At 69.5% G+C, this 20,012-nt stretch carries 17 protein-coding genes and 1 pseudogene; 4 read left to right on the top strand and 14 right to left on the bottom strand.

What is annotated here, in order from left to right:
* Positions 1-456: 456 nt before the first annotated feature.
* Positions 457-657: pseudogene (locus tag LY40_RS26590) on the top strand (sunset domain-containing protein); the annotation flags it as partial.
* Positions 658-1,179: 522 nt separating this feature from the next.
* A complete protein-coding gene (locus tag LY40_RS21150) occupies positions 1,180-2,043 on the top strand; it encodes an SDR family oxidoreductase (RefSeq protein ID WP_183779837.1) in 864 nt (287 codons plus the stop codon).
* On the opposite strand, the gene LY40_RS21155 is transcribed toward LY40_RS21150, so the two are convergent.
* From LY40_RS21155 to LY40_RS21170, 4 genes are all read right to left on the bottom strand, one after another.
* Positions 2,040-3,398 (bottom strand): NAD(P)/FAD-dependent oxidoreductase, encoded by a 1,359-nt coding sequence (locus LY40_RS21155; RefSeq protein WP_258937932.1) that lies wholly within the window; start codon positions 3,396-3,398, stop codon positions 2,040-2,042. The genes LY40_RS21150 and LY40_RS21155 overlap by 4 nt on opposite strands.
* 156 nt (positions 3,399-3,554) lie before the next feature.
* Positions 3,555-4,619 (bottom strand): 2-oxoacid:ferredoxin oxidoreductase subunit beta, encoded by a 1,065-nt coding sequence (locus tag LY40_RS21160; RefSeq protein ID WP_183779832.1) that lies wholly within the window; start codon positions 4,617-4,619, stop codon positions 3,555-3,557.
* Positions 4,616-6,532: a 2-oxoacid:acceptor oxidoreductase subunit alpha gene (locus LY40_RS21165; protein WP_183779830.1), complete on the bottom strand. Its 1,917-nt coding sequence runs from the start codon at positions 6,530-6,532 to the stop codon at positions 4,616-4,618. The genes LY40_RS21160 and LY40_RS21165 overlap by 4 nt, the downstream gene beginning before the upstream one ends.
* A gap of 180 nt (positions 6,533-6,712) precedes the next feature.
* Positions 6,713-7,159 (bottom strand): Lrp/AsnC family transcriptional regulator, encoded by a 447-nt coding sequence (locus tag LY40_RS21170; RefSeq protein WP_183646356.1) that lies wholly within the window; start codon positions 7,157-7,159, stop codon positions 6,713-6,715.
* Between the two features lie 127 nt (positions 7,160-7,286).
* On the opposite strand from LY40_RS21170, the gene LY40_RS21175 reads away from it, so the two are divergent.
* Complete coding sequence (locus LY40_RS21175; protein ID WP_372497724.1) at positions 7,287-8,240, top strand: dimethylarginine dimethylaminohydrolase family protein; 954 nt, start codon at positions 7,287-7,289, stop codon at positions 8,238-8,240.
* Between the two features lie 365 nt (positions 8,241-8,605).
* On the opposite strand, the gene LY40_RS21180 is transcribed toward LY40_RS21175, so the two are convergent.
* The 5 genes from LY40_RS21180 to LY40_RS21200 form a co-directional block, all read right to left on the bottom strand.
* On the bottom strand, positions 8,606-9,019 hold the full coding sequence (locus LY40_RS21180) for a VOC family protein (RefSeq protein ID WP_258937934.1): 414 nt from the start codon (positions 9,017-9,019) through the stop codon (positions 8,606-8,608).
* Between the two features lie 150 nt (positions 9,020-9,169).
* Positions 9,170-10,036 (bottom strand): metal ABC transporter permease, encoded by an 867-nt coding sequence (locus LY40_RS21185; RefSeq protein ID WP_258937935.1) that lies wholly within the window; start codon positions 10,034-10,036, stop codon positions 9,170-9,172.
* Complete coding sequence (locus tag LY40_RS21190; protein WP_258937936.1) at positions 10,023-10,949, bottom strand: metal ABC transporter permease; 927 nt, start codon at positions 10,947-10,949, stop codon at positions 10,023-10,025. Before LY40_RS21190 ends, LY40_RS21185 begins: the two co-directional genes overlap by 14 nt.
* 8 nt (positions 10,950-10,957) lie before the next feature.
* Positions 10,958-11,686 (bottom strand): metal ABC transporter ATP-binding protein, encoded by a 729-nt coding sequence (locus tag LY40_RS21195; RefSeq protein ID WP_258938054.1) that lies wholly within the window; start codon positions 11,684-11,686, stop codon positions 10,958-10,960.
* A gap of 74 nt (positions 11,687-11,760) precedes the next feature.
* Positions 11,761-12,792, bottom strand: a complete 1,032-nt coding sequence (locus tag LY40_RS21200) for a metal ABC transporter solute-binding protein, Zn/Mn family (RefSeq protein ID WP_258937937.1) — start codon at positions 12,790-12,792, stop codon at positions 11,761-11,763.
* A gap of 225 nt (positions 12,793-13,017) precedes the next feature.
* Between LY40_RS21200 and htpX the strand changes: the two genes are divergently transcribed.
* Complete coding sequence (gene htpX, locus LY40_RS21205; RefSeq protein ID WP_183779814.1) at positions 13,018-13,878, top strand: zinc metalloprotease HtpX; 861 nt, start codon at positions 13,018-13,020, stop codon at positions 13,876-13,878.
* Between the two features lie 221 nt (positions 13,879-14,099).
* On the opposite strand, the gene rfbA is transcribed toward htpX, so the two are convergent.
* The 5 genes from rfbA to LY40_RS21230 form a co-directional block, all read right to left on the bottom strand.
* Entirely contained in the window at positions 14,100-14,981 is an 882-nt protein-coding gene (rfbA, locus tag LY40_RS21210) for a glucose-1-phosphate thymidylyltransferase RfbA (protein WP_183779811.1), read from the bottom strand.
* A 61-nt stretch (positions 14,982-15,042) separates the two neighbouring features.
* Positions 15,043-16,197, bottom strand: a complete 1,155-nt coding sequence (locus LY40_RS21215) for a sialidase family protein (RefSeq protein WP_258938055.1) — start codon at positions 16,195-16,197, stop codon at positions 15,043-15,045.
* 381 nt (positions 16,198-16,578) lie between these two features.
* The gene (locus tag LY40_RS21220; RefSeq protein ID WP_183779809.1) at positions 16,579-17,070 is read right to left on the bottom strand and encodes a YajQ family cyclic di-GMP-binding protein; all 492 of its coding nucleotides are present in this window, start codon (positions 17,068-17,070) and stop codon (positions 16,579-16,581) included.
* Between the two features lie 373 nt (positions 17,071-17,443).
* Positions 17,444-18,682 carry an MFS transporter gene (locus tag LY40_RS21225; protein ID WP_228725966.1) on the bottom strand — a complete coding sequence of 413 codons (1,239 nt, stop codon included), beginning with the start codon at positions 18,680-18,682 and terminating at the stop codon, positions 17,444-17,446.
* Between the two features lie 76 nt (positions 18,683-18,758).
* Positions 18,759-20,009, bottom strand: coding sequence for an FAD-dependent oxidoreductase (locus LY40_RS21230; protein ID WP_258937938.1), 1,251 nt, complete (start codon positions 20,007-20,009; stop codon positions 18,759-18,761).
* Positions 20,010-20,012: the final 3 nt, after the last annotated feature.

Here is a 20,012-nt window from a genome sequence, read left to right on the forward strand (position 1 = left end):
GGTGCGGGTCCCGACGAGGACCCGGCCGAGTCCACGAATGTGCTGCCGAAGCGCACGCCGCGGCAGCGACCGCCGGGCGGGTTCGACGCACCGAAGCCCATCCAGCCGTCGATGCGGGCGATCACCCGCAGGGAGCCGGACACGGGTGCGCAGCAGAGCGGTTCGCTGTTCGAACCGACCTCGCCGGGGGACTCGGCCTCGTCCGAGCCGGCAGCCGAACCCGCCACCGACGTGGCATCCCAGACCGGACAGGCACCGCCCGAATCGCAGCAGCTGACGAAGTTCGTCACGCCGAGCGGGCAGGTGCCCACCGGTGACGAGGCGGTGTCCGGGCAGCTCACCTCCGACGAGGCAGGCGCGCACGAGGCAGGCGCAGGCCAGGCCGGTGCGGTTCAGGGCTCCGTGTCCGCCGAGGGCGCGGACACGGGAGGAGCCGACGGAGCGGACGCCGAGGCGAGGCCGGGTCCGTTCGGCCCGGGCTCGGCGATGCCGTTGCCCGGCGGTGGCAGCCCGTCGCCGGAGTTCACGGTGAAGGCGAGCGTCACGGCGCTGCGGTATGTCACGGACGCCTCGCCGCAGTACCCGCGCATGGTCGCCGAGGTCTGGTTCCGCAGCCCCGCAGACGCCGAACGCGTCGGCTTCCGCCCGCTCACCTGACGACGGTCACGCGCGGGGCGAACGCAACCGCGAGGCGCCGGTCCACTGCCACGAGCCGTCGCCGGTTCCGCTGTGACCCGGAACCGGCGACGGCGTCGGCGCGGAAAGGCTCGAGCGTCTGCTGATCCAGGGCCAGGCGGAGCGGCTTTCGAAAGGGGGCTGCCGGACACGTTCCGGCGGCCCCCTTCGTCGTATCGGCCTCGTCGCGCGGGAGCATGCGTCCGCGCTGTTTCCGCCCGCGTGGCTATGGGTACGACAGGCTCGCGTGCCATCGAGGAGTACTTCGGCGAGGAGGTCGACAAACGGATCGACTATGCCCTGAGCCGCACCGCGGGTATCCGGAATGGTGGAGCCGAGCGCACTCCGATCCAGACGCCGTCCCCGTCCGCCGCCGCAGAAGCCGTGCGGAAGGCGCGCGCAGAGGCGGATCCGGAGACGGAACCGACGACCACGCCGAACCGCACCGAGAGACGGCCAGGCGCCGTGTGCACAGGTCGGACGTCCCGATCGTCAGGAGGAGACATGAGCACCAGCCCCGAGGACTCGCCCCCGCCGCAGCAGCAGGACCCGCCCGGCGGCAGCGGTGGGCTGGACCCGCAGCCGCGGGACGAGATGCGTGACTGGACCGGCCGTGGCCTGCTCACCGGGAAGGTCGCGCTGGTCACCGGCGGTGACTCCGGGATCGGCCGAGCCGTCTGCGCGGCCTTCGCCAAGGAGGGTGCCGACGTGGCGCTGGCGTACCTGTCCGAGGACGGCGATGCCGAACACACGGCGTCACTCGTGCGGGAGCAGGGGTGCCGTTGCCTGACGTTGCGCGGCGACCTCGGCGACGCTCACCACTGCGTGGACGTCGTCGAGCGCACTGTCGGCGAACTCGGCTGGCTCGACGTCGTGGTGAACAACGTGGCCACGCAGGAGCCCTTCGACCGGCCGGACGACATCGGCGACGAGCAGTGGTTGCGCACTTTCGAGGTGAACATCCACAGCTTCTTCCGGGTCACCAAGGCGGCGCTGCCGCACCTCGGCTCCGGGTCGGCGATCATCAACACGGGTTCGGTGAACGGCCTGCGCGGCAACAAGAAGCTCATCGACTACTCGGCCACCAAGGGGGCGGTGCAGTCGTTGACGTATTCGCTTGCCCAGTCCTTGATGGACCGCGGCATCCGGGTCAACTGCGTCGCACCGGGTCCGGTGTGGACGCCCCTGATCCCGGCCACGATGCCGGAGGAGAAGGTGGAGAACTTCGGCGAGCAGGCGCCGATGGGACGGGCCGCGGACCCGGACGAGATCGCACCCTCGTACGTGTTCTTCGCCGCGAACCAGCTGTCGTCGTACTACACGGGCGAAGTGCTGGCCCCGGTCGGTGGCGAGACCATGCCCGGCTAGGACCGGGCCTCGCCGCCGGGGTTCGCTTCGGCCTCGGCGTTCGCCCGCTCCGAGCGCAGATCCGGCAGTTCGGGGGAGGCCGTGTCCAGCGGCACGGTTCCGGAGCGGACCAACCCGAGTTGCACGCGAGGCCGGGTCGCGACCGCGTCCAGAGCCCAGTCGATGGCGACCCGCAGCCGATTGGTCGGCATGGCCGCCAGGTGATACCCGCGCGTGACCGTCTTGGCAGGCAGCCCGGAGAGCGGTATGTGCAACGGGTTCGCGGCGGCCTTGCCGGCACCGAGGTCCACGACGAAACCGAGGTCGCGGTGCCGGTAGGCGGCGAACGTTCCGTGTCCCAGCGAGGCGAGGACGTTGCGGGCGGCCAGCTTTCCCTGCCGGACGGCGTGCTGGGCGGTCATCGGGGTGAGTCGTTCCGGGTGGTGGGGATCGGTGACCGCGGCGGCGTCGCCGCACGCGAACACATGAGGGTAGGAGGGCACCGACAGGTGTTTGTCGACCACGAGCCTGCCCTGCTGGGTTTCCAGGCCGAGGGATTCCACGAGCGGATCGGGACGGACGCCGACGCACCAGACCAGCGACCGTGTGCGGACGAACTGATCGTTGCTGAGCGTGACGCCTTCCTCCGTGCTCTCGGTGATCGACGTTTCCGTCAGGATCTCGACTCCCCGCTCCCGGAGGACATCGTCCGCCGTGCGTGACAGCCGCCGGTCGAGCTCGGGCAGTACGCGCGGCGCGAGGTCCAGTAGCTTCCAGCGCATCGGCTGATCGCGCAGTTCCGGGTGTCGCGCGGCCAACGTCTCGGTGAACGACGGGCCCTGCGCGGCGACCTCGGTTCCGGTGTAGCCGGCGCCGACCACGACGAAGGTGCAGCGAGCGTCGCGCTCCTGCGGGTCGTCGGTCATGGCCGCCAGTTCGATCTGCCGCGTCACGTGGTCTCGGAAGTACAGCGCCTCGGGGATGCCCCGGAAGCCGTGCCCGTGCTTGGCCACTCCCGGGATGGGCAGCAGCTTGTTGACACTGCCGGCGGCCAGCACCAGCCGGTCGAAGGACAACGAGTCCGCGTTGCCCTCGGGGTCGTCGTAGGACAGTTCCTGCCGATCCGGGTCGATCGTGGTGACGTTCCCGAGGACCAGTCGCACGTTCGGCAGCGTTCCCGGCAGCGAGATCGTGATCGAGCGCGGGTCGACGATCCCCGATCCCACCTCAGGCAGGAGCGGAACGTACAGGAAGTAGTCGGTGGGGTTGACGAGAACGATCTCGATCTCGTCGTGATCCACATTCTTCGTCAGGTGCTGCGCAGCGTGATAGCCCGCGAATCCGCCACCGACGATCACCACTCGGGTTCGTGCCATCGGCGCCCCTTCGACGAGTCAGTGTGCGGCCCGAGTCCTTCCCGGTCCGCACTTCGGCGAAACCGGCTCTACGCGGGCGGCGTGCTCGACGACGGGACAGCCGAGGGCCCCGTCGGCCGGTATCGGCCGACGGGGCCCTCGCCCGTGTCCGTGACGCTATTCGACCGTCCAGGTGTCCTTGCCCGTGAGCAGGGCCTGCAGGTCGCCCGGCTTGGCTTCCTGCGCCTGCCGCACCTGGGCGCGGGCCTGGTCGTCGTAGGTCTCGCGGTCGACCTGGCGGAAAATGCCGGTCGGGATGTGGTTGAGGTGCTGGTCGCCGAGGCGGGACAGCGCGAACCCGTACGCCGTGTCGTCGATCGACGGGTCGTGCACGACGAGGTTGTCCTCACCGATGTCGGCGACCTTGCCGACGTCGAGGCCGCCGTACCCGGTGGTGGTGACGCCGAACTCGCCCTCGGGGCCGAACCGGATCGGCTCACCCGGGGTGAGCGGGATGAGTCGCTGTGCGGCCTCGCCGGGGTCCTTCAGCATGTCGAACGCGCCGTCGTTGAAGATCGGGCAGTTCTGGTAGATCTCCACGACCGCGCTGCCGCGGTGCTGCGCGGCGGCGGTGAGCACCTCGGTGAGGCCCTTCTTGTCCGAATCCATCGCGCGGCCCACGAACGTGGCCTCGGCACCCAGCGCGAGCGAGACGGGGTTGAACGGCGTGTCCACCGATCCCATCGGGGTCGACTTGGTGACCTTGCCCGGCTCGGAGGTCGGCGAGTACTGGCCCTTCGTCAGACCGTAGATCCGGTTGTTGAACAGCAGGATCTTCAGGTTGACGTTGCGGCGCAGTGCGTGGATGAGGTGGTTGCCGCCGATGGAGAGGGCGTCGCCGTCGCCGGTGACGACCCACACCGACAGGTCCGGCCGGGTCGTGGCCAGGCCGGTCGCGATCGACGGCGCGCGGCCGTGGATCGAGTGCATGCCGTAGGTGTTCATGTAGTACGGGAACCGGCTCGAGCAGCCGATCCCGGAGATGAACACGATGTTCTCGCGCTTGAGGCCCAGCGTCGGCAGGAACGACTGGATGGTGTTGAGCACGATGTAGTCACCGCACCCCGGGCACCAGCGCACTTCCTGGTCGGACTTGTACTCCTTGGCCTTCTGCGGCTCGTCGGTCGTGGGGACCAGATCGAGTCCGCCCATGCTGGGCAGGCCCAGGTCGGTGGCGGTCATACTGCGGTGACCTCCCTGATGATGTCGGTGAAGACGCCTTCGAGTTCTTCGGCCTTGAAGGGCAGCCCGGCGACCTTGTTGTAGGACTGGATGTCGGTCAGGTATTTGGCGCGCAGCAGCATCGACAGCTGGCCGAGGTTCATCTCGGGTACGACCACGTGGTCGTACGAGGCGAGCACCTCGCCGAGGTTGGCCGGCAGCGGGTTGAGGTGGCGCAGGTGGGCCTGGGCGATCGGCATGCCCTTGGCCCGTACCCGCCGCGCCGCGGCGCCGATCGGCCCGTAGGTCGAACCCCAGCCGAGCACCAGCACGCGCGCGTTGCCGTTGGGATCGTCGACCTCGAGGTCGGGCACCTCGATGCCGTCGACCTTCGCCTGGCGCAGCCGCACCATCTTGTCGTGGTTGTCGGGGTCGTAGGAGATGTTGCCCTTGCCCTCGGCCTTCTCCAGACCGCCGATGCGGTGCTGCAGCCCCGCCGTGCCGGGCAGCGCCCACTCGCGGGCCAGGGTCTCCGGGTCGCGCTGGTACGGCCAGTGTTCGCCGGAACCGTCGGGCGCGTTGGGCTCGGACGCGAACGTCACCGACAGGTCGGGCAGCGTCGACACGTCCGGGATCAGCCACGGCTCGGAGCCGTTGGCGATCGCGCCGTCGGAGAGCAGCAGCACCGGCGTGCGGTAGGTCAGCGCGATGCGGGTCGCTTCGAGGGCGATGTCGAAGCAGTCGGCAGGGGTGGCCGGGGCGATGATCGGTACCGGGCACTCACCGTTGCGGCCGAAGTAGGCCTGCAGCAGGTCGGCCTGTTCGGTCTTGGTCGGCAGTCCGGTCGACGGGCCGCCGCGCTGCACGTCGATGACCACCAGCGGCAGCTCGGTCATCACGCCGAGCCCGATCGTCTCGGCCTTCAGCGCGATCCCGGGACCGGACGTCGAGGTGACGCCTAGCGCTCCGCCGTAGGCGGCGCCGAGGGCTGCTCCGATGCCGGCGATCTCGTCCTCGGCCTGGAACGTGGTGATGCCGAAGTTCTTGTGCTTGGACAGCTCGTGCAGCACGTCGGAGGCCGGCGTGATCGGGTACGTGCCCAACAGCACTGGCAGCTGGGACTGCTGCCCGGCCGCGACGATGCCGTAGGCCAGCGCCGTGTTGCCCGTGATCTGCCGGTAGGTGCCCTGCGGCAGCTTGGCGGGGGCGATCTCGAACGTCGTGCCGAACGCCTCGGTGGTCTCGCCGTAGTACCAGCCTGCGCGGAAGGCGAGCACGTTGGCCTCGGCGACCTCGGGCTTCTTGGCGAACTTCTCGCGCAGGAACGCCTCGGTGCCTTCGGTCGGCCGGTGGTACATCCACGACAGCAACCCGAGGGCGAACATGTTCTTGCAGCGCTCGGCGTCCTTCTTGCCGAGGCCGGTGTCGGCCAGCGCACCCTGGGTGAGGGTCGACATGGCGACCTCGTGCACCTCGAACGCCGACAGCGAGTCGTCCTCGAGCGGGTTCGACTCGTAGTCGACCTTGGCCAGGTTGCGCTTGCCGAACTCGTCGGTGTTGACGATGACGGTGCCGCCCTTGGGCACGTCGCCGATGTTGGCCTTGAGGGCCGCCGGGTTCATCGCCACGAGCACGTCGGGGCGGTCGCCGGGGGTGAGGATGTCGTAGTCGGCGAAGTGCACCTGGAAGCTCGAGACGCCGGGGATGGTGCCCTGGGGTGCGCGGATCTCCGCGGGGAAGTTCGGCAGCGTCGCGAGGTCGTTGCCGAACGCGGCGGCTTCCGACGTGAACCGGTCGCCGGTCAGCTGCATGCCGTCGCCGGAGTCGCCGGCGAACCGGATCACGACACGCTCGAGCCGGTTGACCTCTGTCGGTCGGGACGCCGAAAGCGCCTCGGTGCCGGCTGTTGCGCTGCCGTTCGCACTCGTGCTCATGGGCCAGGAAATCCCTCTCTGACGACTGGCGCGCCCAGCGCGCAATACTTCGAGATTACTTGTTGTTTTCAGGGCGAGCGGACGGGTGTGATTTGCCTTACCTATGGTGCACGAGTGATGACCCCCGGATTCCACGACCTGAGACGGGTGCCCGTGCGCGAAGCGCATGTTTCAGGGTAATCATTCGCCTGGATTTGGGGAACGCTCCAGCAATGTCGACAAGACGACGGTCGACACGGTGCGGTCGATGATCTCCAGGCCGCGGAGGCGCTCGAGTGCCGATTCGAGGTGGTGGATATCGGACGCGCGCAGGTGCACGATCGCGTCGGCAGCACCCGACACAGTGTAGGCGGCCACCACTTCGGGCAGCGGCTCCAGGTGGGAGCGGATGCGTCCGGGGGAGACGTTGCCGTGGCAGTGCACCTCGACGAACGCCTCCGTCCCCCAGCCGAGCGCCTCGGGGTCGACCACCGCCGTGAAGCCCCGCAGCACGCCGTCGTCGAGCAGCCGGTCGACACGCCGTTTCACGGCGGGCGCCGACAGTCCGACCTCCTTGCCGATCTCGGCGTAGCTCGACCGCGCATTGGCGACGAGGCGAGAAACGATCCGCTGGTCCAACGTGTTCATGCGCAATGATTAGCACACTGATGCGCAATCTTCGTCGATTGTTTGCGTGACCAGGCGGTTCTACATTCGAAGTATGACAGGCGATCACGCGCTGCCCGTACGTGTCCCGACACCCCGCCACTACCTGATGTGCCCGCCGCGGCACTTCGCCGTCGAGTACTCGATCAACCCGTGGATGGACCCCGACCAGCCCGTCGACGCCGAGTTGGCCATGCGGCAGTGGACGACGCTGCGCGACACCTACCGCGAACTGGGCCACACGGTCGACGAGGTGCCGCCGCAGCCCGGTCTGCCGGACATGGTGTTCGCCGCCAACTCGGGAACGGTCGTCGACGGCCGCGTACTCGGATCGCGGTTCCGCGCACCGGAGCGTGCCGCCGAGGCCGAACACTTCCGGCGCTGGTTCGTCGAGAACGGGTTCCGTGACGTCACGATGCCGCGGCAGATCAACGAGGCCGAGGGTGACTTCGTCTGGACCGGCCGGGTGCTGCTCGCCGGCACCGGCTTCCGCACCGACCCCGGCGCTCATGCCGAGGCGCAGGAGGCGCTCGGGGTGCCGGTCGTGTCGCTGCAGCTGGTCGACGAGCGCTACTACCACCTCGACACGGCGCTGTTCGTACTGTCCGGAGACACCGCCGGTGCGGGCCCTGTGGACGCCGGTGCCGGTGGCGGTGCCGGTGCGGAGGTCGACGCCGGTGTTGCAGCCTCGGGGGCCCGTGTTGCGGATTCCGGGGCGCGCGTTGCGGCTCCAGGGGGCCGCGTTGCAGGTTCCGGGGCAGGAGGCGGTGCCGGCGTCGGTTCCCGGGCGCAGATCGCGTACTACCCGGAGGCGTTCTCGGCGGGTTCACGGCGCGTGCTGCGGCGGCTGTTCCCGGACGCGGTCATCGCCACGAAGGCCGACGCGGAGTGCTTCGGGCTCAACGGAATCTCCGACGGCCGCCACGTCGTCCTTCCGATCGAGGCGACCGGCCTTGCCGAACGGCTCACGGCGCGGGGCTACGAGGTGCGGTTCGTCGACATCTCGGAGCTGCGCAAGGCCGGCGGCGGTCCGAAGTGCTGCACCCTGGAGATCCGCAAGTAACGCGCGTGTTCTGCACTGGGACGTGCGTGTCCTGCACTCGGGCACGCGTGTTCTGCAGGGCGTCGCCCGTCGCCTGACCACCGCTCCCGCCGCCGTGCTGACGCGCGACCGCCTAGACACGCGTGTTCTGCGTCCGGGTGACCGCGAAGGTCTCGCTCGGCGCCCGCGTCGACCCAGACGCGGGTGGCGTCGCTCGTGACGAGGTAGCCCGAGCAGGGGTTGTCGACCGTCGCGTACGGCGTGGCCGACCCCCAGCCCCGTGAGCAGCAGTTGATCACTCGGCATTCGCGCAGCCAAGGGTCGTCGTCGACGGCGGTTCAAGACGTTGTCGGGGTGGTCGGGTGGCCGTCACCCGGGCGCTGGCGCTACCCGGCGTGTGAGGTGTCGATGACGCAGAAGCGGTTGCCCTCGGTGTCGGCGAGTACCACGAAGTCCGGGTCGGCAGGGTAGAGATCCCAGTCGACCCGCGAGGCGCCCAGCGACACCAGCCGTTCGACCTCGGCCGCCTGCTCGTCGGCGTCGGCGGCGTAGAGGTCGAGGTGCACGCGTGGGTGCAGTTGGACCGGCGAATCGCTCGAGTCCAGGGCGATACCGGGGCCGTGGCCGTCCTGCGGAGTGAGCACCACGAAGTCGTCGTTGACCACGCCGTCGCGCGGTGCGTAGCCGAGCGCGGCGCTCCAGAATGCGGCGGCTCTGCGGACGTCGGAGGCTCCCATGACGACCGTCCCGATGTGCAGCACGCGTAGCACGCTCCACCACGCCCCCGGAATCCGCAACACGGTCCCCGGAATGTGCAAAACAGTCCCTCGAGAACGCAACACGCGTGCACGAGTGCAGGACACGCGGGGCTGGGTGCAGGACACGCGGGGCTGGGTGCAGAACACGCGCGCCCGAGTGCAGGACACGCAGGGCTGAGTGCAGGACACGCGTCAGGTGCGGGCCTTCCATCGGGCCAGCAGGCCGCGGCGGGGTGCGAGCACCAGCGCGAGCGCGAACAGTGCCCCGCTGGTGAGGCCGATCGTGCCGGGGATCGACGTGTCCAGCGACACCGCGACGCCGTGGCCTGCCACCGACGCGATCCATCCGCATCCCGCGGCCACGACGAGCATCGACCCGAGCCGCGCCGTCAGCAGCCGCGCCGTCGAGGCGGGCACCACGAAGAACGTGATCACCAGGATCGCGCCGACACTGTCGAACGCCACGACGGCCAGCCCGGCGACGGCGACGAGCAGCACCTGGCCGGTCAGCCGGCCGCGCAACCCTGCCAGCTCGGCGAACGCCGGGTCGAACGACGCGGCCTGCAGCGGCCGCCACAACGCCACGACGAGCGCCACCACGGCGACCGTGGCGATGCCGGTGATCACCAGCGACCGCGGCACGTCGGCACCGAACAGGGAGATCGTGCGCAGCGGTGCGAACGTCAGGTCGCCGTAGATCGCCGAGTCCAGGTCGATGTGCGCTCCCGAGGCGAACCGGCTGATGCCGAGGATGCCCAGCGAGAACAGTGCGGGGAACACCAGCGCAAGCGCGGCGTCCGACTCGACGACGCCGCTGCGCCGCAGCCAGTCCGAGCCGAGTACGCACAGCACGCCGAACGCCGTCGCGCCGACGACCGTCCACAGTGAGGCGCGTTCGCCGGTGAGCAGGAAGATCAACACGATGCCGGGCAGCACGGCGTGACTGACCGCGTCGGGCAGCAGCGCTTGGCCGCGCAGCACGAGGAATCCGCCGAGCACCGCGCACGACGTCGACAGCAGCCCGGCGATCACGATGATCATCACGTCATCGGGCGACACGGCCACGCTCCTCCCTCAACCTGCCCGCACGGGCGCGAGCGATGACGCCGCGCCGCGGCGCCAGCACGACCGACAGCACCGCGAGGGCCGTCGCGAGCAGCACGATCACCGGCCCGGCCGGCAGTTCGGCACGCCCCGAGACGAGTCCGCCGACCGCGCCGCACACCGCCCCGATGACGGCGGACAGCGGCAGGAGGACCGCCAGCCGGGTGGTCAGCTGCCGTGCGGTGACGACGGGTGCGACCAGCAGCGCGACCATCAGGATCGCCCCCACGGTGCGCACGCCGAGCACCACGGCGAGAGCCAGCAGTCCCGTGCTCGCCGCGTCGACGACCCACGTGCGCACGCCCGCCACGGCCGTGAACCCGGGATCGAACGTCGCCGACCGCAGCAGCCGGAATCCCAACAGCACCACCGCGACAGCGACGCCGGCGCCCGCGAGCGCCACCACGATGTCGCGTTCGACCATGCCGGCGGTCTGGCCGAGCAGGTACTCGTCCAGGCCGGACTGCTGTGCGTTGCCGCTGTCGGAGATGCCGGTGAGCAGCACGATGCCGAGCGTCAGCGACACCGACAGGACGACACCGATGGCGGCGTCCGACCGCAGCCGCCCCGCGCGTTCCAGGGCGATCATGGCGAACGCCGCGAGGGTCGCCGAGATCGCCGCGCCCAGGAGCAGCAGCTCCGGCACCTTGGCCCCCGTGAGCAGGAACGCCACCGCGACGCCCGCCAGGGTTCCGTGGCTCATCGCGTCGCCGAACATGCTCCGCTGCCGGAGCACGGCCAGCGGCCCGAGGAGCCCCGCGACGAACCCGACCACGGCCGTGCCGACGACCACCACGGCGTCCGGGTAGGACAACGGCAGCGACTCCAGCAGTCCGCCGAGCGGCCCGGCCTGCAGCGAGCCGGTCACGGTCCCGCTCATCGGGCCGCCAACGGCGCCATGCCGTAGGCAGTTTCGAGGTGTTCGGGGGTGAGCACGTCGGCGGGCGCTCCGGCCGCGACGACGGTGCCCGCCATGAGCACCGCGTGGTCGAAGCTGTCCAGCACCTCGCGCAGGTCGTGGTGCACCGCGATGACCGACACACCCTCACGGCACAGCCTCGTGAGGATCTCCAGCAGCGCCTTCTCGGTGCGCGCGTCGACGGCCGTGAACGGCTCGTCGAGCACGATGAGGTCCGCACGCTGGGCGAGTGCGCGCGCGAGGAAAACCCGCTGCCGCTGCCCACCGGAAAGTTCGTCGAGCGGCCGGTCCGCCAGGTCCGCGACCCCGACCTGCGCCATCGCGCCCGCCACGCAGTCGTCGTCCGCGGGAGTCAGCCTGCGCAGCCAACCCCGGTGCGGGTAGCGGCCCATCTCGACGACCTGCACGGCAGTGATGGGGAAGTCCTTCGCGACGGCATCGGACTGCGGCACATAGGCCACGCGCTTTCGGACGCGGCGCAACGGCTGTCCCAGCCAGCGCACGGTCCCACGCACCGACGGCACGAGCCCGAGCGCCGCCTTGACCATCGTCGACTTGCCCGCCCCGTTCGGCCCGACGACGGCACTGAGCACGCCGGCGGGAATCTCGACGTCGACGCCGGTCAGCACGGGTCGCCCGCCGTAGGAGGCGCTCATGCCCTGCAGTCGGAGTGCCGGTTCGGTCATGCGTCCGCCTCCCGTGCGAAGAAGTACGTCGTCGGTGCCACCTGCCGCCTCCGCGGGAGCAAGTACGTCGTCGGTCATGTCAGTCCCTCCGCGAGGGTCGCCGCGTTGGCACGCAGCATGCCGAGGTAGCTGCCGTCGGGGCCGGTGGAGTCGGAGTACAGCTCACCGCCGACACGCACGTCGCCGCCGCGGTGCCGGGCGGCCGCGATCATCGAGTCGACGGTCTGCCGCGACACGCTCGTCTCGAGGAACACGGCGGGCAGGTTCTCGTCGGCGAGCAGTTCGGCCACGCGCGCGACGTCGGCGGTCGTCGCCTCCTGCTGAGTGGAGATGCCCTGGATGGCGACGACGTCCATGCCGAACGCGTCACCGAAGTAGCGGAACGCATCGTGCGAGGTGACGAGCGTGCGGCGGTCGGCGGGGATGCGGTCGATCGTGCGCTGGACCGCGTCGGCCGCGGCGCGGATCTCGTCGTTGTAGGCCGCGCCGCGGCGGCGGTAGTCGGCGGCGTGATCAGGGTCGAGTTCGGCGAGACGTTCGGCCACGGCGTCGACGACGTGCGTCCACAGCGCGGGGTCGTGCCAGATGTGCGGGTCGTGTTCCTCCTCGGGCGCCGCATCCGCGGGTGGGCTCAACAACTCGTCGGCCGGCACCGCCTCGCCCGCCAGCAGCACCGGCTTCGTGCGGCCGACCTCGTCGAGGGTCTGCTGCAGGGAGCCCTCCAGGTAGAGCCCGACGGCGATCACCGCGTCGGCACGGCGCATCTCGCGCAGGTCCCCGGCCTTGGCTTGGTACAGATGCGGGTCGACGCCGGGGCCCATCAACCGCACGGTCTCGACGTCCTCGCCGCCGATGTGCCGCACCGTGTCGTCGAGGAACGTCGTGGTGGTGACGAGGCGGAGCGGGTCGTCACCACCGACCGGCCCGACGGCGCCGACCGGCTGGAGTGCGTAGCCGACGGCGCCGGAGATCGCCAGGACGAACACCACACCGAGGGTCACGAGCGTGCGCCGGTCGCGCTTGCGGGCGCGACTGCGCCGCTGTGCCCGCCGGTGGCGTTCGTCGGCGGTTGCAGTGGCGATATGCCCGTCACCAGTGTCGTCCATGCTCCACCCTCGAATTTCGGTGCGCCGAACTCTACTGTACGACAAGGCGAACACGGCCGTCGGTGTGGCGTGATACACGGCTCGTTATCTCGTCCGAAGTAGACTCACACCGCGCTGACGTGGAACTTCGCCGGGTCTTCGGACGTTGAACCGTACGCCGGCCACATGTGGTGGCGGCATTCGCGGGGATGGTTCCCGCTCGCGGACCGGGAGGAGGGTGAGCCGGTGCACAGGCACCACAACGGCCTCAAGACGGCACTGCTGCTGGGGTTGATGAGCGCGCTGATCATCGGCATCAGCGGCCTGTTCGGCAGGGGTGCGCTCATCATCGGACTGCTGCTCGCGCTGGCGATGAACGGCTACGCCTACTTCAACTCCGACAAGCTCGCGCTGAAGGCCATGCGCGCGCAGCCGGTGTCACAGGCGCAGCAGCCCGCGATGTACCGCATCGTGCGTGAACTGGCGACGTCCGCGCGCCAGCCGATGCCGCGGCTGTACGTGAGCCCGACCCGCGCGCCCAACGCGTTCGCCACCGGGCGCAATCCCCGCAACGCCGCTGTGTGCTGCACCACGGGCATCCTGGAGATCCTCGACGAACGCGAGCTGCGCGCCGTGCTGGGCCACGAGCTCGCCCACGTCTACAACCGCGACATCCTCATCTCGTCGGTCGCCGGCGCGCTGGCCAGTGTGGTGAGCTTCCTGGCGAACATGGCGATGTTCGCCGGCATGTTCGGCGGCAACCGCGAGGGCGGCAACCCGATCGGCATGCTGCTGTTGGCGCTGCTCGGGCCGGTGGCCGCGGGGATCATCAAGATGAGCGTGAGCCGTTCGCGCGAGTACCAGGCGGACACCTCGGGTGCCGAGTTGACGGGTGATCCGCTGGCGCTGGCGTCGGCGTTGCGGAAGCTCGAGCGGGGGACGAGCGCCGCCCCGTTGGCGCCGGAGCCGAAGCTCGTGTCGCAGTCGCACCTGATGATCGCGAACCCGTTCCGCCCCGGTGAGCGCATGTCGCGGCTGTTCTCCAGTCACCCGCCCATCGAGGACCGCATCCGCCGTCTCGAGGACCTGGCCCGCCGACAGCTCTGACCCCGCCCCCGCGTGTTGCGCTTTCCGGGGCGCGTGTTCTGCATCCGGGACGCCGTGTCCTGCGTTCGGCACCGCGTGTTCCGCGCTCGGGCATGATGTGCTGCCCGTCGGCGTGGGCGCAACACGACCCCGGAGACGCGGTCACGCAGTAACGCGGCCATGAGGGGCGGTCGGGCGGGCGCAACACGGCCCCCGGAACCCGCAACACGGCCCCCGGAAGGTCAGCCGGTGGCGCCCGCGGCCTTCGCGATGTCCATGACGTAGTCGCCGTAGCCGCTCTTGGCGAGTTTCGCGCCGAGCTGGTGGCATTCGTCGGCGTCGATGTAGCCCATCCGCAGCGCGACCTCTTCGAGACAGGCGATGCGCACGCCGGTGCGGTGTTCCAGCACCTGCACGAACTGGCCCGCTTCGAGCAGCGAGTCGTGCGTGCCGGTGTCCAGCCACGCGAACCCGCGGGAGAACTCGACCAGCCGTGCGCGGCCCTGGCGCAGGTACGTCAGGTTGACGTCGGTGATCTCCAGTTCGCCGCGCGCCGACGGTTTCAGCCCGCGCGCGATGTCGACCACCTGGTTGTCGTAGAGGTACAGCCCCGTGATCGCCTTGTTGGACCGCGGCACCGCCGGCTTCTCCTCGATGGACAGCAGCGTGCCGTCCGGTGCGATCTCGCCGACGCCGTAGCGCTGCGGGTCCTTCACCGGGTAGCCGAACAGCACGCAGCCGTCGAGCCCCGTGGCCTCGGCCTGCAGCGTCCGCGAGAAGCCCTGGCCGTAGAAGATGTTGTCGCCGAGGATCAGTGCCACGTCGTCGTCGGCGATGAAGTCGGCGCCGATGACGAAGGCTTCGGCGAGGCCGTTCGGTGCGGCCTGCTCGGCGTAGGAGAGTTCGATGCCGAACTGGCTGCCGTCGCCGAGGAGACGCTGGAAGTTCGGCAGGTCCGAGGGCGTCGAGATGATCAGGATCTCGCGGATGCCGGCGAGCATCAGCACGGAGATCGGGTAGTAGATCATCGGCTTGTCGTAGACGGGCAGCAGCTGCTTCGACACGGCCTGTGTGATCGGGTGCAGCCGCGTTCCGCTGCCACCCGCCAGCACGATGCCCTTCATCGCCCGCCCTTCATGCCGTATCCGCCGAGAGGCTCAGCCTTCCGGGGGATCAGGGTACCGGCTAGCGGGACGGTCCGGTGCCGAAGAAGACCCGACAGCCGTCGTCGGCGCGGTCCGCGGTGGCCTGCAGCACGGCGTCCCCGCCGTCGACCGGCAGCAGGGACGGGCTGTAGTTCGGGCACGGGTCGTCCACCGGGTCGGCGACCTCGACCGGTGCGGGCACCTCGTACCACTCACCGGAGCCGGGGTCGTCGTTGGCGAGGATCGTCTTGCCGTTGCCAGCGTTGGGGGTGCCGTCGGCGTCGGCGTAGATCTGGCCGATGAGCAGGACCCGCGTGCCGTTCGGGCCGCCGGGGAAAAGCGAGATCGTCGGCGAGTGCCGGAAGTGGCGGCCCTGCGGGGTGGCGACCTGCGTGCCCGGGTCGGTCGGAAGACCGAAGTCCTCGCCGTCCTCGGAGATCTTGAAGTACGGATCGCAGAACCGCTCGCCGAAGTTGCAGATCTCGTAGCTGAAGTAGTGCCGCCCGTCGGGGAGTGCGCGCACGATCGGCATGCCGGGACGCACCTCCCACGGCGAGATCGTCAGTGTGCGGGTCGGCCTGCTCCAGTCGACGAGGTCGTCGGTGGAGCGGCGGGTGAGGAACTGGTCGAACTCGCGCTCGCCGCGTTCGTCGGCGTAGTGCATCTGCAGCGTGCCGGAGTCGTCCACGTCGAATTCCGGCTCCCACACGCCGGGCGGGCCGTAGGACGTCACCGGTTCGCCCGCGAAGTCCCACGAGCGCCCGGTGTCGGTGCTCGCCCAGATTCGGATGCCGATCCTGCGGGTGTCGCGCGGGGCCTTCTGCCGGTAGCTGGCCGCCCACAGCAGCGTGCCCTTCGGATACCGGCCGATGGTTCGCGGCAGTTCGTACAGCGTGCCGCAGCACATGCCGCTGCCGTAGCGGCCCTCGGGGTCACGGACCTCGCCGACCTGGCGGAAGTTGCGGCCCTCGTCGGTGCTCTCGTAGACCGGCGCGTAGTAGCCGGCCTCGTCGCTGCTGGTGACCGTGGCGAGGATGCGGCCGTTGTGATCGGCGTGGCCGTGCTGGGTGCGGATGAGCCGCGGGTAGGAGCCGTAGCCGTCGTGCAGCAACTGCCGGTCGGTGCCCTGTGCCACCGCGGGTGTCAGCGTCAGGCACAGCAGCGCGGCGGCGGCGACGGCGAATGCGCGGTGCAGGTGCGAGCGGATCCGCGCAGCGCGGCGCCAGGCGCGCGGGCCGCCGGCCGATGTCGTGCCGCCGGGCCCGCCGGACGGAGTGCCCGGCTCGGTGCTCGACGGACCGTCCGGTCCGGTGGTCGGGCTACTGGCAGGACGGTTGGTCGGCGGATGGATGTGCACGAAAAACCCCCGGTCTCCGACAGCGACCGGGGGATTCAAACACGATCAGGTGAAGAATGGTCAATGGTTCACGATCTTTTCACCGGGGCGGCAGAGCGATGTCCTTCGTCAGGGGTCCCGCATCGGGGTGGCTCTGCCGTGCCCGGCGGCGGGTTGTCCGCGGACGGCCGGCGACGTCGCGATCGCCGACCCAGGGCACCGCTCGTGCCCTGCCCGGCCTCACCGGTAGTTCATGAACTGCAGCGCGATGCCGAAGTCCTTCTCCTTCAACAGCGCGATCACGTCCTGCAGGTGGTCCTTCTTCTTGCCCGACACGCGCAGCTGATCCCCCTGGATCTGCGCCTGGACACCCTTCGGGCCCTCGTCCCGGATGTACTTGGAGATCTGCTTCGCCTTGTCCTGGTCGATGCCCTCGACGATCGAACCGGACACCTTGTACGTCTTGCCCGACACCGCAGGTTCACCCGCGTCGAACGCCTTCATCGACACGCCACGCTTGACCAGCTTCTCCTTGAAGACCTCGACCGCGGCCTTCACCCGCTCCTCGGTCTCGGCCTCCACCACGACGGCGTTGTCACCCGACCACGCCACCGACGCGCCCGTGCCCCGGAAGTCGAACCGCGTCGACAGCTCCTTGGCCGCCTGGTTCACCGCGTTGTCCACCTCCTGCCGGTCGACCTTGCTCACCACGTCGAACGATGGATCCGCCACGACTGAAGCACCTCGCTGTCTGGTTCCGGGGGTATTCGGGATGTGACCGCCGACGCAGTCACATCGGGTAAGCGTAGTTGTGCGGTCCGGGGATGTTGGTGACGCGGTCGGGGTGTGGGGCCGGTGGGCGTTGCATCGGCCGGATCGGTCGGTGAGGTGTGCTCGGCGTTCGGTTTCGGAGTGTTCGGGCTGATGGTGGACCCTTTCGTCCGGCAACGCCGTCGTCGGCGGGAAGTGGCGCGTCCTCCGAGACGACCCCGGGACCCGAGGGCCGGATGTGACGTCCCAGCAAGCTCTGCGGCATGGCGACAGTGAGGCATGGTGACGGCGAAGGGCCTTCGGCCGCGCGGCCGAAGGCCCGACACCAGATACTTCACGCCGCACTTGGGCGAGCAGCGGATGCTTCGGCCTCGGTGCGCGGCCGGTCATCTCGCACCCGCAGCATGACCGCTGCGCCGATGAGCGGCCCGACAGCCAGCGTGACGAACGCGGCGTAGAACGAATCCGTGAGTTGGAAGATGGGACCGACCACGGCAGGAACAGCGACACTGCCCAGCTGCCAGAAGGCGTTGACCGCGCCGGCCGCCGAGCCGGTGAGATGTTGTCCCACCAGAGTCGGTGTCATGGCGGCGGTCAGCGGACTGTATGCGTACGCCGTGAGTCCGAGTACGGGCGCCACCCAGAGGAACGCGGTGTAGCTGTCCAACGTGCCGAACACCAGGAGCGTGACTCCGAACGCGGCCAGGATGATCGCGATCGGGATCCGCCTGCCGGATCCGAGTCGGTCCGTGACGACCCCGACCAACGGCTTCGCCGCGATCGCCACGCCGGCGAAGATCACCACCACCACTCCCGCGTCCACGGGGTCGATGCCGTTGCCCCTCACCATCAGGGTGTTGGACCACGTGATGAAACCGTAGGTGCCCCACAGGCCGCCGAACCCGGCGAGCCCGAGAAACAACAGGTCGCGGTTACGCCGCAGCGGACGTACGTCGGGTACCGCCCGCCGTGCCGGGGCGTCGCTCGTGCCGTCGTACTGTCCATTGCGGATGAATGCGAGGCAGAGGATCGCGATGACGATCGTCACCGCTCCGAACAGGTGGTACGAGGTCTCCCAGCCCGAGTTCACGATGAGACCGGGAACCACGGCGTTGGCGACGACCGTGCCGAGCGACGTCGCCGTCATGAACACGCCCGCAGCGAAACCCCGCGCTTCAGGCCGGAACCAGGCGGCGACGAGCTTGAGTCCGGCGGAGAAGTCGGCTCCCGCGAACAGGCCGAGTGCAGCCTGGATCGCCAGTCCCACGCCGATCGAGGTCGTCGAACCGAACAACATCATCAGTCCACCGGCGACCAGCGACGTCACTCCCAGTGTCAGTCGACCGCCGAGCCAGTCACTGCAGAACCCGCCGGCGGCGTTGGCCACGACGTAGCCGATGTAGTAACACGTCGCGAAGATGCCCAATGCGGCGAGCGGGACGTTCAGCGAGTCGCTCACCGCGGCCGAAGCGGGACCCCACGTCGACCGGTCCACAGAGGTCATGGTGAATGCCGCCCAGCACAGCAGCAGAACGACCCAGCGGTACGGGGAGTCGTGATTCGAGCGCATCATCGATTCTCCAGACTTCCTTGTCATGGGATGGAAACCAGCTCAGTGCGAACGCCTTAGGACTCCGCGCGGAGATTGATCAGACGAGCGCGTCCTGACGACGCAGCTCGGCGCGAATCCGGGCAATGTCGTGCCGTTCCCCTTGGCTGTACTGTGCGGCGGCGACGCCGGCGGCATGTCCCGTCGCGAACGCTGTACCCATCACCCGAACCGAAGCGTATGCCTCGTCGTCGGAACTGGTCAGCCTGCCGACCGCCCACAGGTTGTCGGTTTCTCGCGCTCGGATCGCTCCGTAGGGAATGTCGTACCAACCGCGACCGTCGATCGGCCGGTAGTTCGTGACGCCCGGCCCCGAGTGATCCTCGATCGGCCAGCCACAACGACCGATCGAATCCTGCGGGCGCTTGACCGCCTGCAGCACGTCGGCCTCGCTCAGCTGGCAGCGTCCGTCCAGCCGCCGGCTCTCGCGAATGCCCAGTTGTGGCCCGGTCTCCACGAGATACGCCTGCGCCCACCCGGACAGGTGCTTGCGCAACGCGTCCAGATACAACCATGCCTGTCGCCGTGCGCTGGCCTCGTCCCTGCTGATCGCCGCTGCATCAAGCGCGTCGACCTGCTCGTCGACGAGCAGTGCGATGACGTCCTTGCTGACCGGCAGGTGTACGGCGATGCCGTAGTCACGCGCCAATGACACCCCGGTCTCGTGGCTATAGGCCGCGACCGCGGAACGCAGGCCTTCCCTGGACAGGTCGGCATCCTGGGCCACTCCACCGAAGCGGCACACCAGAGTGCTCGTCTGCCTGTCTTCGACAGGGACGACGCGGGTCGGGACGCCCGCGCACGACAGCAGCGCACCGTCTCCACTGGCGTCCACGAAAGCTGCCGCGGTGATGCGTTCGCGGCCACCGCGATGATGGACCTCGACCTCGGCGATGCCGTCCTCGTGACGGGTCGCGTCGATCAGCCGGCTGTGCAGCCGAACATCCACGCCTTCGTCCGCGAGCAACTCGTCGCAGACGATCTTCGTGGACTCGAGATCGAGCAGCACGATGCGGTTGCCCGTCCACCCCATCGTCTTCTCCTCGTAGACGCCCCGCGCGCGGAGGCGTTCGAGCACGTCCTGGCCGATGCCGGCAACGACCTGCGTGCCGCGTTGATCGTAGAAGCCACAGAACGTGAGCACCGAGCTGATCGTCGCCGCACCGCCCAGGTAGGGATACTGCTCGACCAGCCGCACGCGCGCCCCTGCCCGCGCCGCACCGGCGGCCGCAGCGACGCCACCCGCACCACCGCCGATAACAACGACGTCAAAATGCTCGACCTCTGCCACTGT

Source organism: Prauserella salsuginis, assembly GCF_024648885.1.
Classification (GTDB): Bacteria; Actinomycetota; Actinomycetes; order Mycobacteriales; family Pseudonocardiaceae; genus Prauserella; species Prauserella salsuginis.

Coding starts and splice junctions, on each gene's coding strand:
- LY40_RS21150 (WP_183779837.1), top strand. CDS start 1,180: ATGAGCACCAGCCCCGAGGACTCGCCCCCGCCGCAGCAGCAGGACCCG.
- LY40_RS21155 (WP_258937932.1), bottom strand. CDS start 3,398: ATGGCACGAACCCGAGTGGTGATCGTCGGTGGCGGATTCGCGGGCTAT.
- LY40_RS21160 (WP_183779832.1), bottom strand. CDS start 4,619: ATGACCGCCACCGACCTGGGCCTGCCCAGCATGGGCGGACTCGATCTG.
- LY40_RS21165 (WP_183779830.1), bottom strand. CDS start 6,532: ATGAGCACGAGTGCGAACGGCAGCGCAACAGCCGGCACCGAGGCGCTT.
- LY40_RS21170 (WP_183646356.1), bottom strand. CDS start 7,159: ATGAACACGTTGGACCAGCGGATCGTTTCTCGCCTCGTCGCCAATGCG.
- LY40_RS21175 (WP_372497724.1), top strand. CDS start 7,287: ATGTGCCCGCCGCGGCACTTCGCCGTCGAGTACTCGATCAACCCGTGG.
- LY40_RS21195 (WP_258938054.1), bottom strand. CDS start 11,686: ATGACCGAACCGGCACTCCGACTGCAGGGCATGAGCGCCTCCTACGGC.
- LY40_RS21200 (WP_258937937.1), bottom strand. CDS start 12,792: ATGGACGACACTGGTGACGGGCATATCGCCACTGCAACCGCCGACGAA.
- rfbA (WP_183779811.1), bottom strand. CDS start 14,981: ATGAAGGGCATCGTGCTGGCGGGTGGCAGCGGAACGCGGCTGCACCCG.
- LY40_RS21225 (WP_228725966.1), bottom strand. CDS start 18,682: ATGATGCGCTCGAATCACGACTCCCCGTACCGCTGGGTCGTTCTGCTG.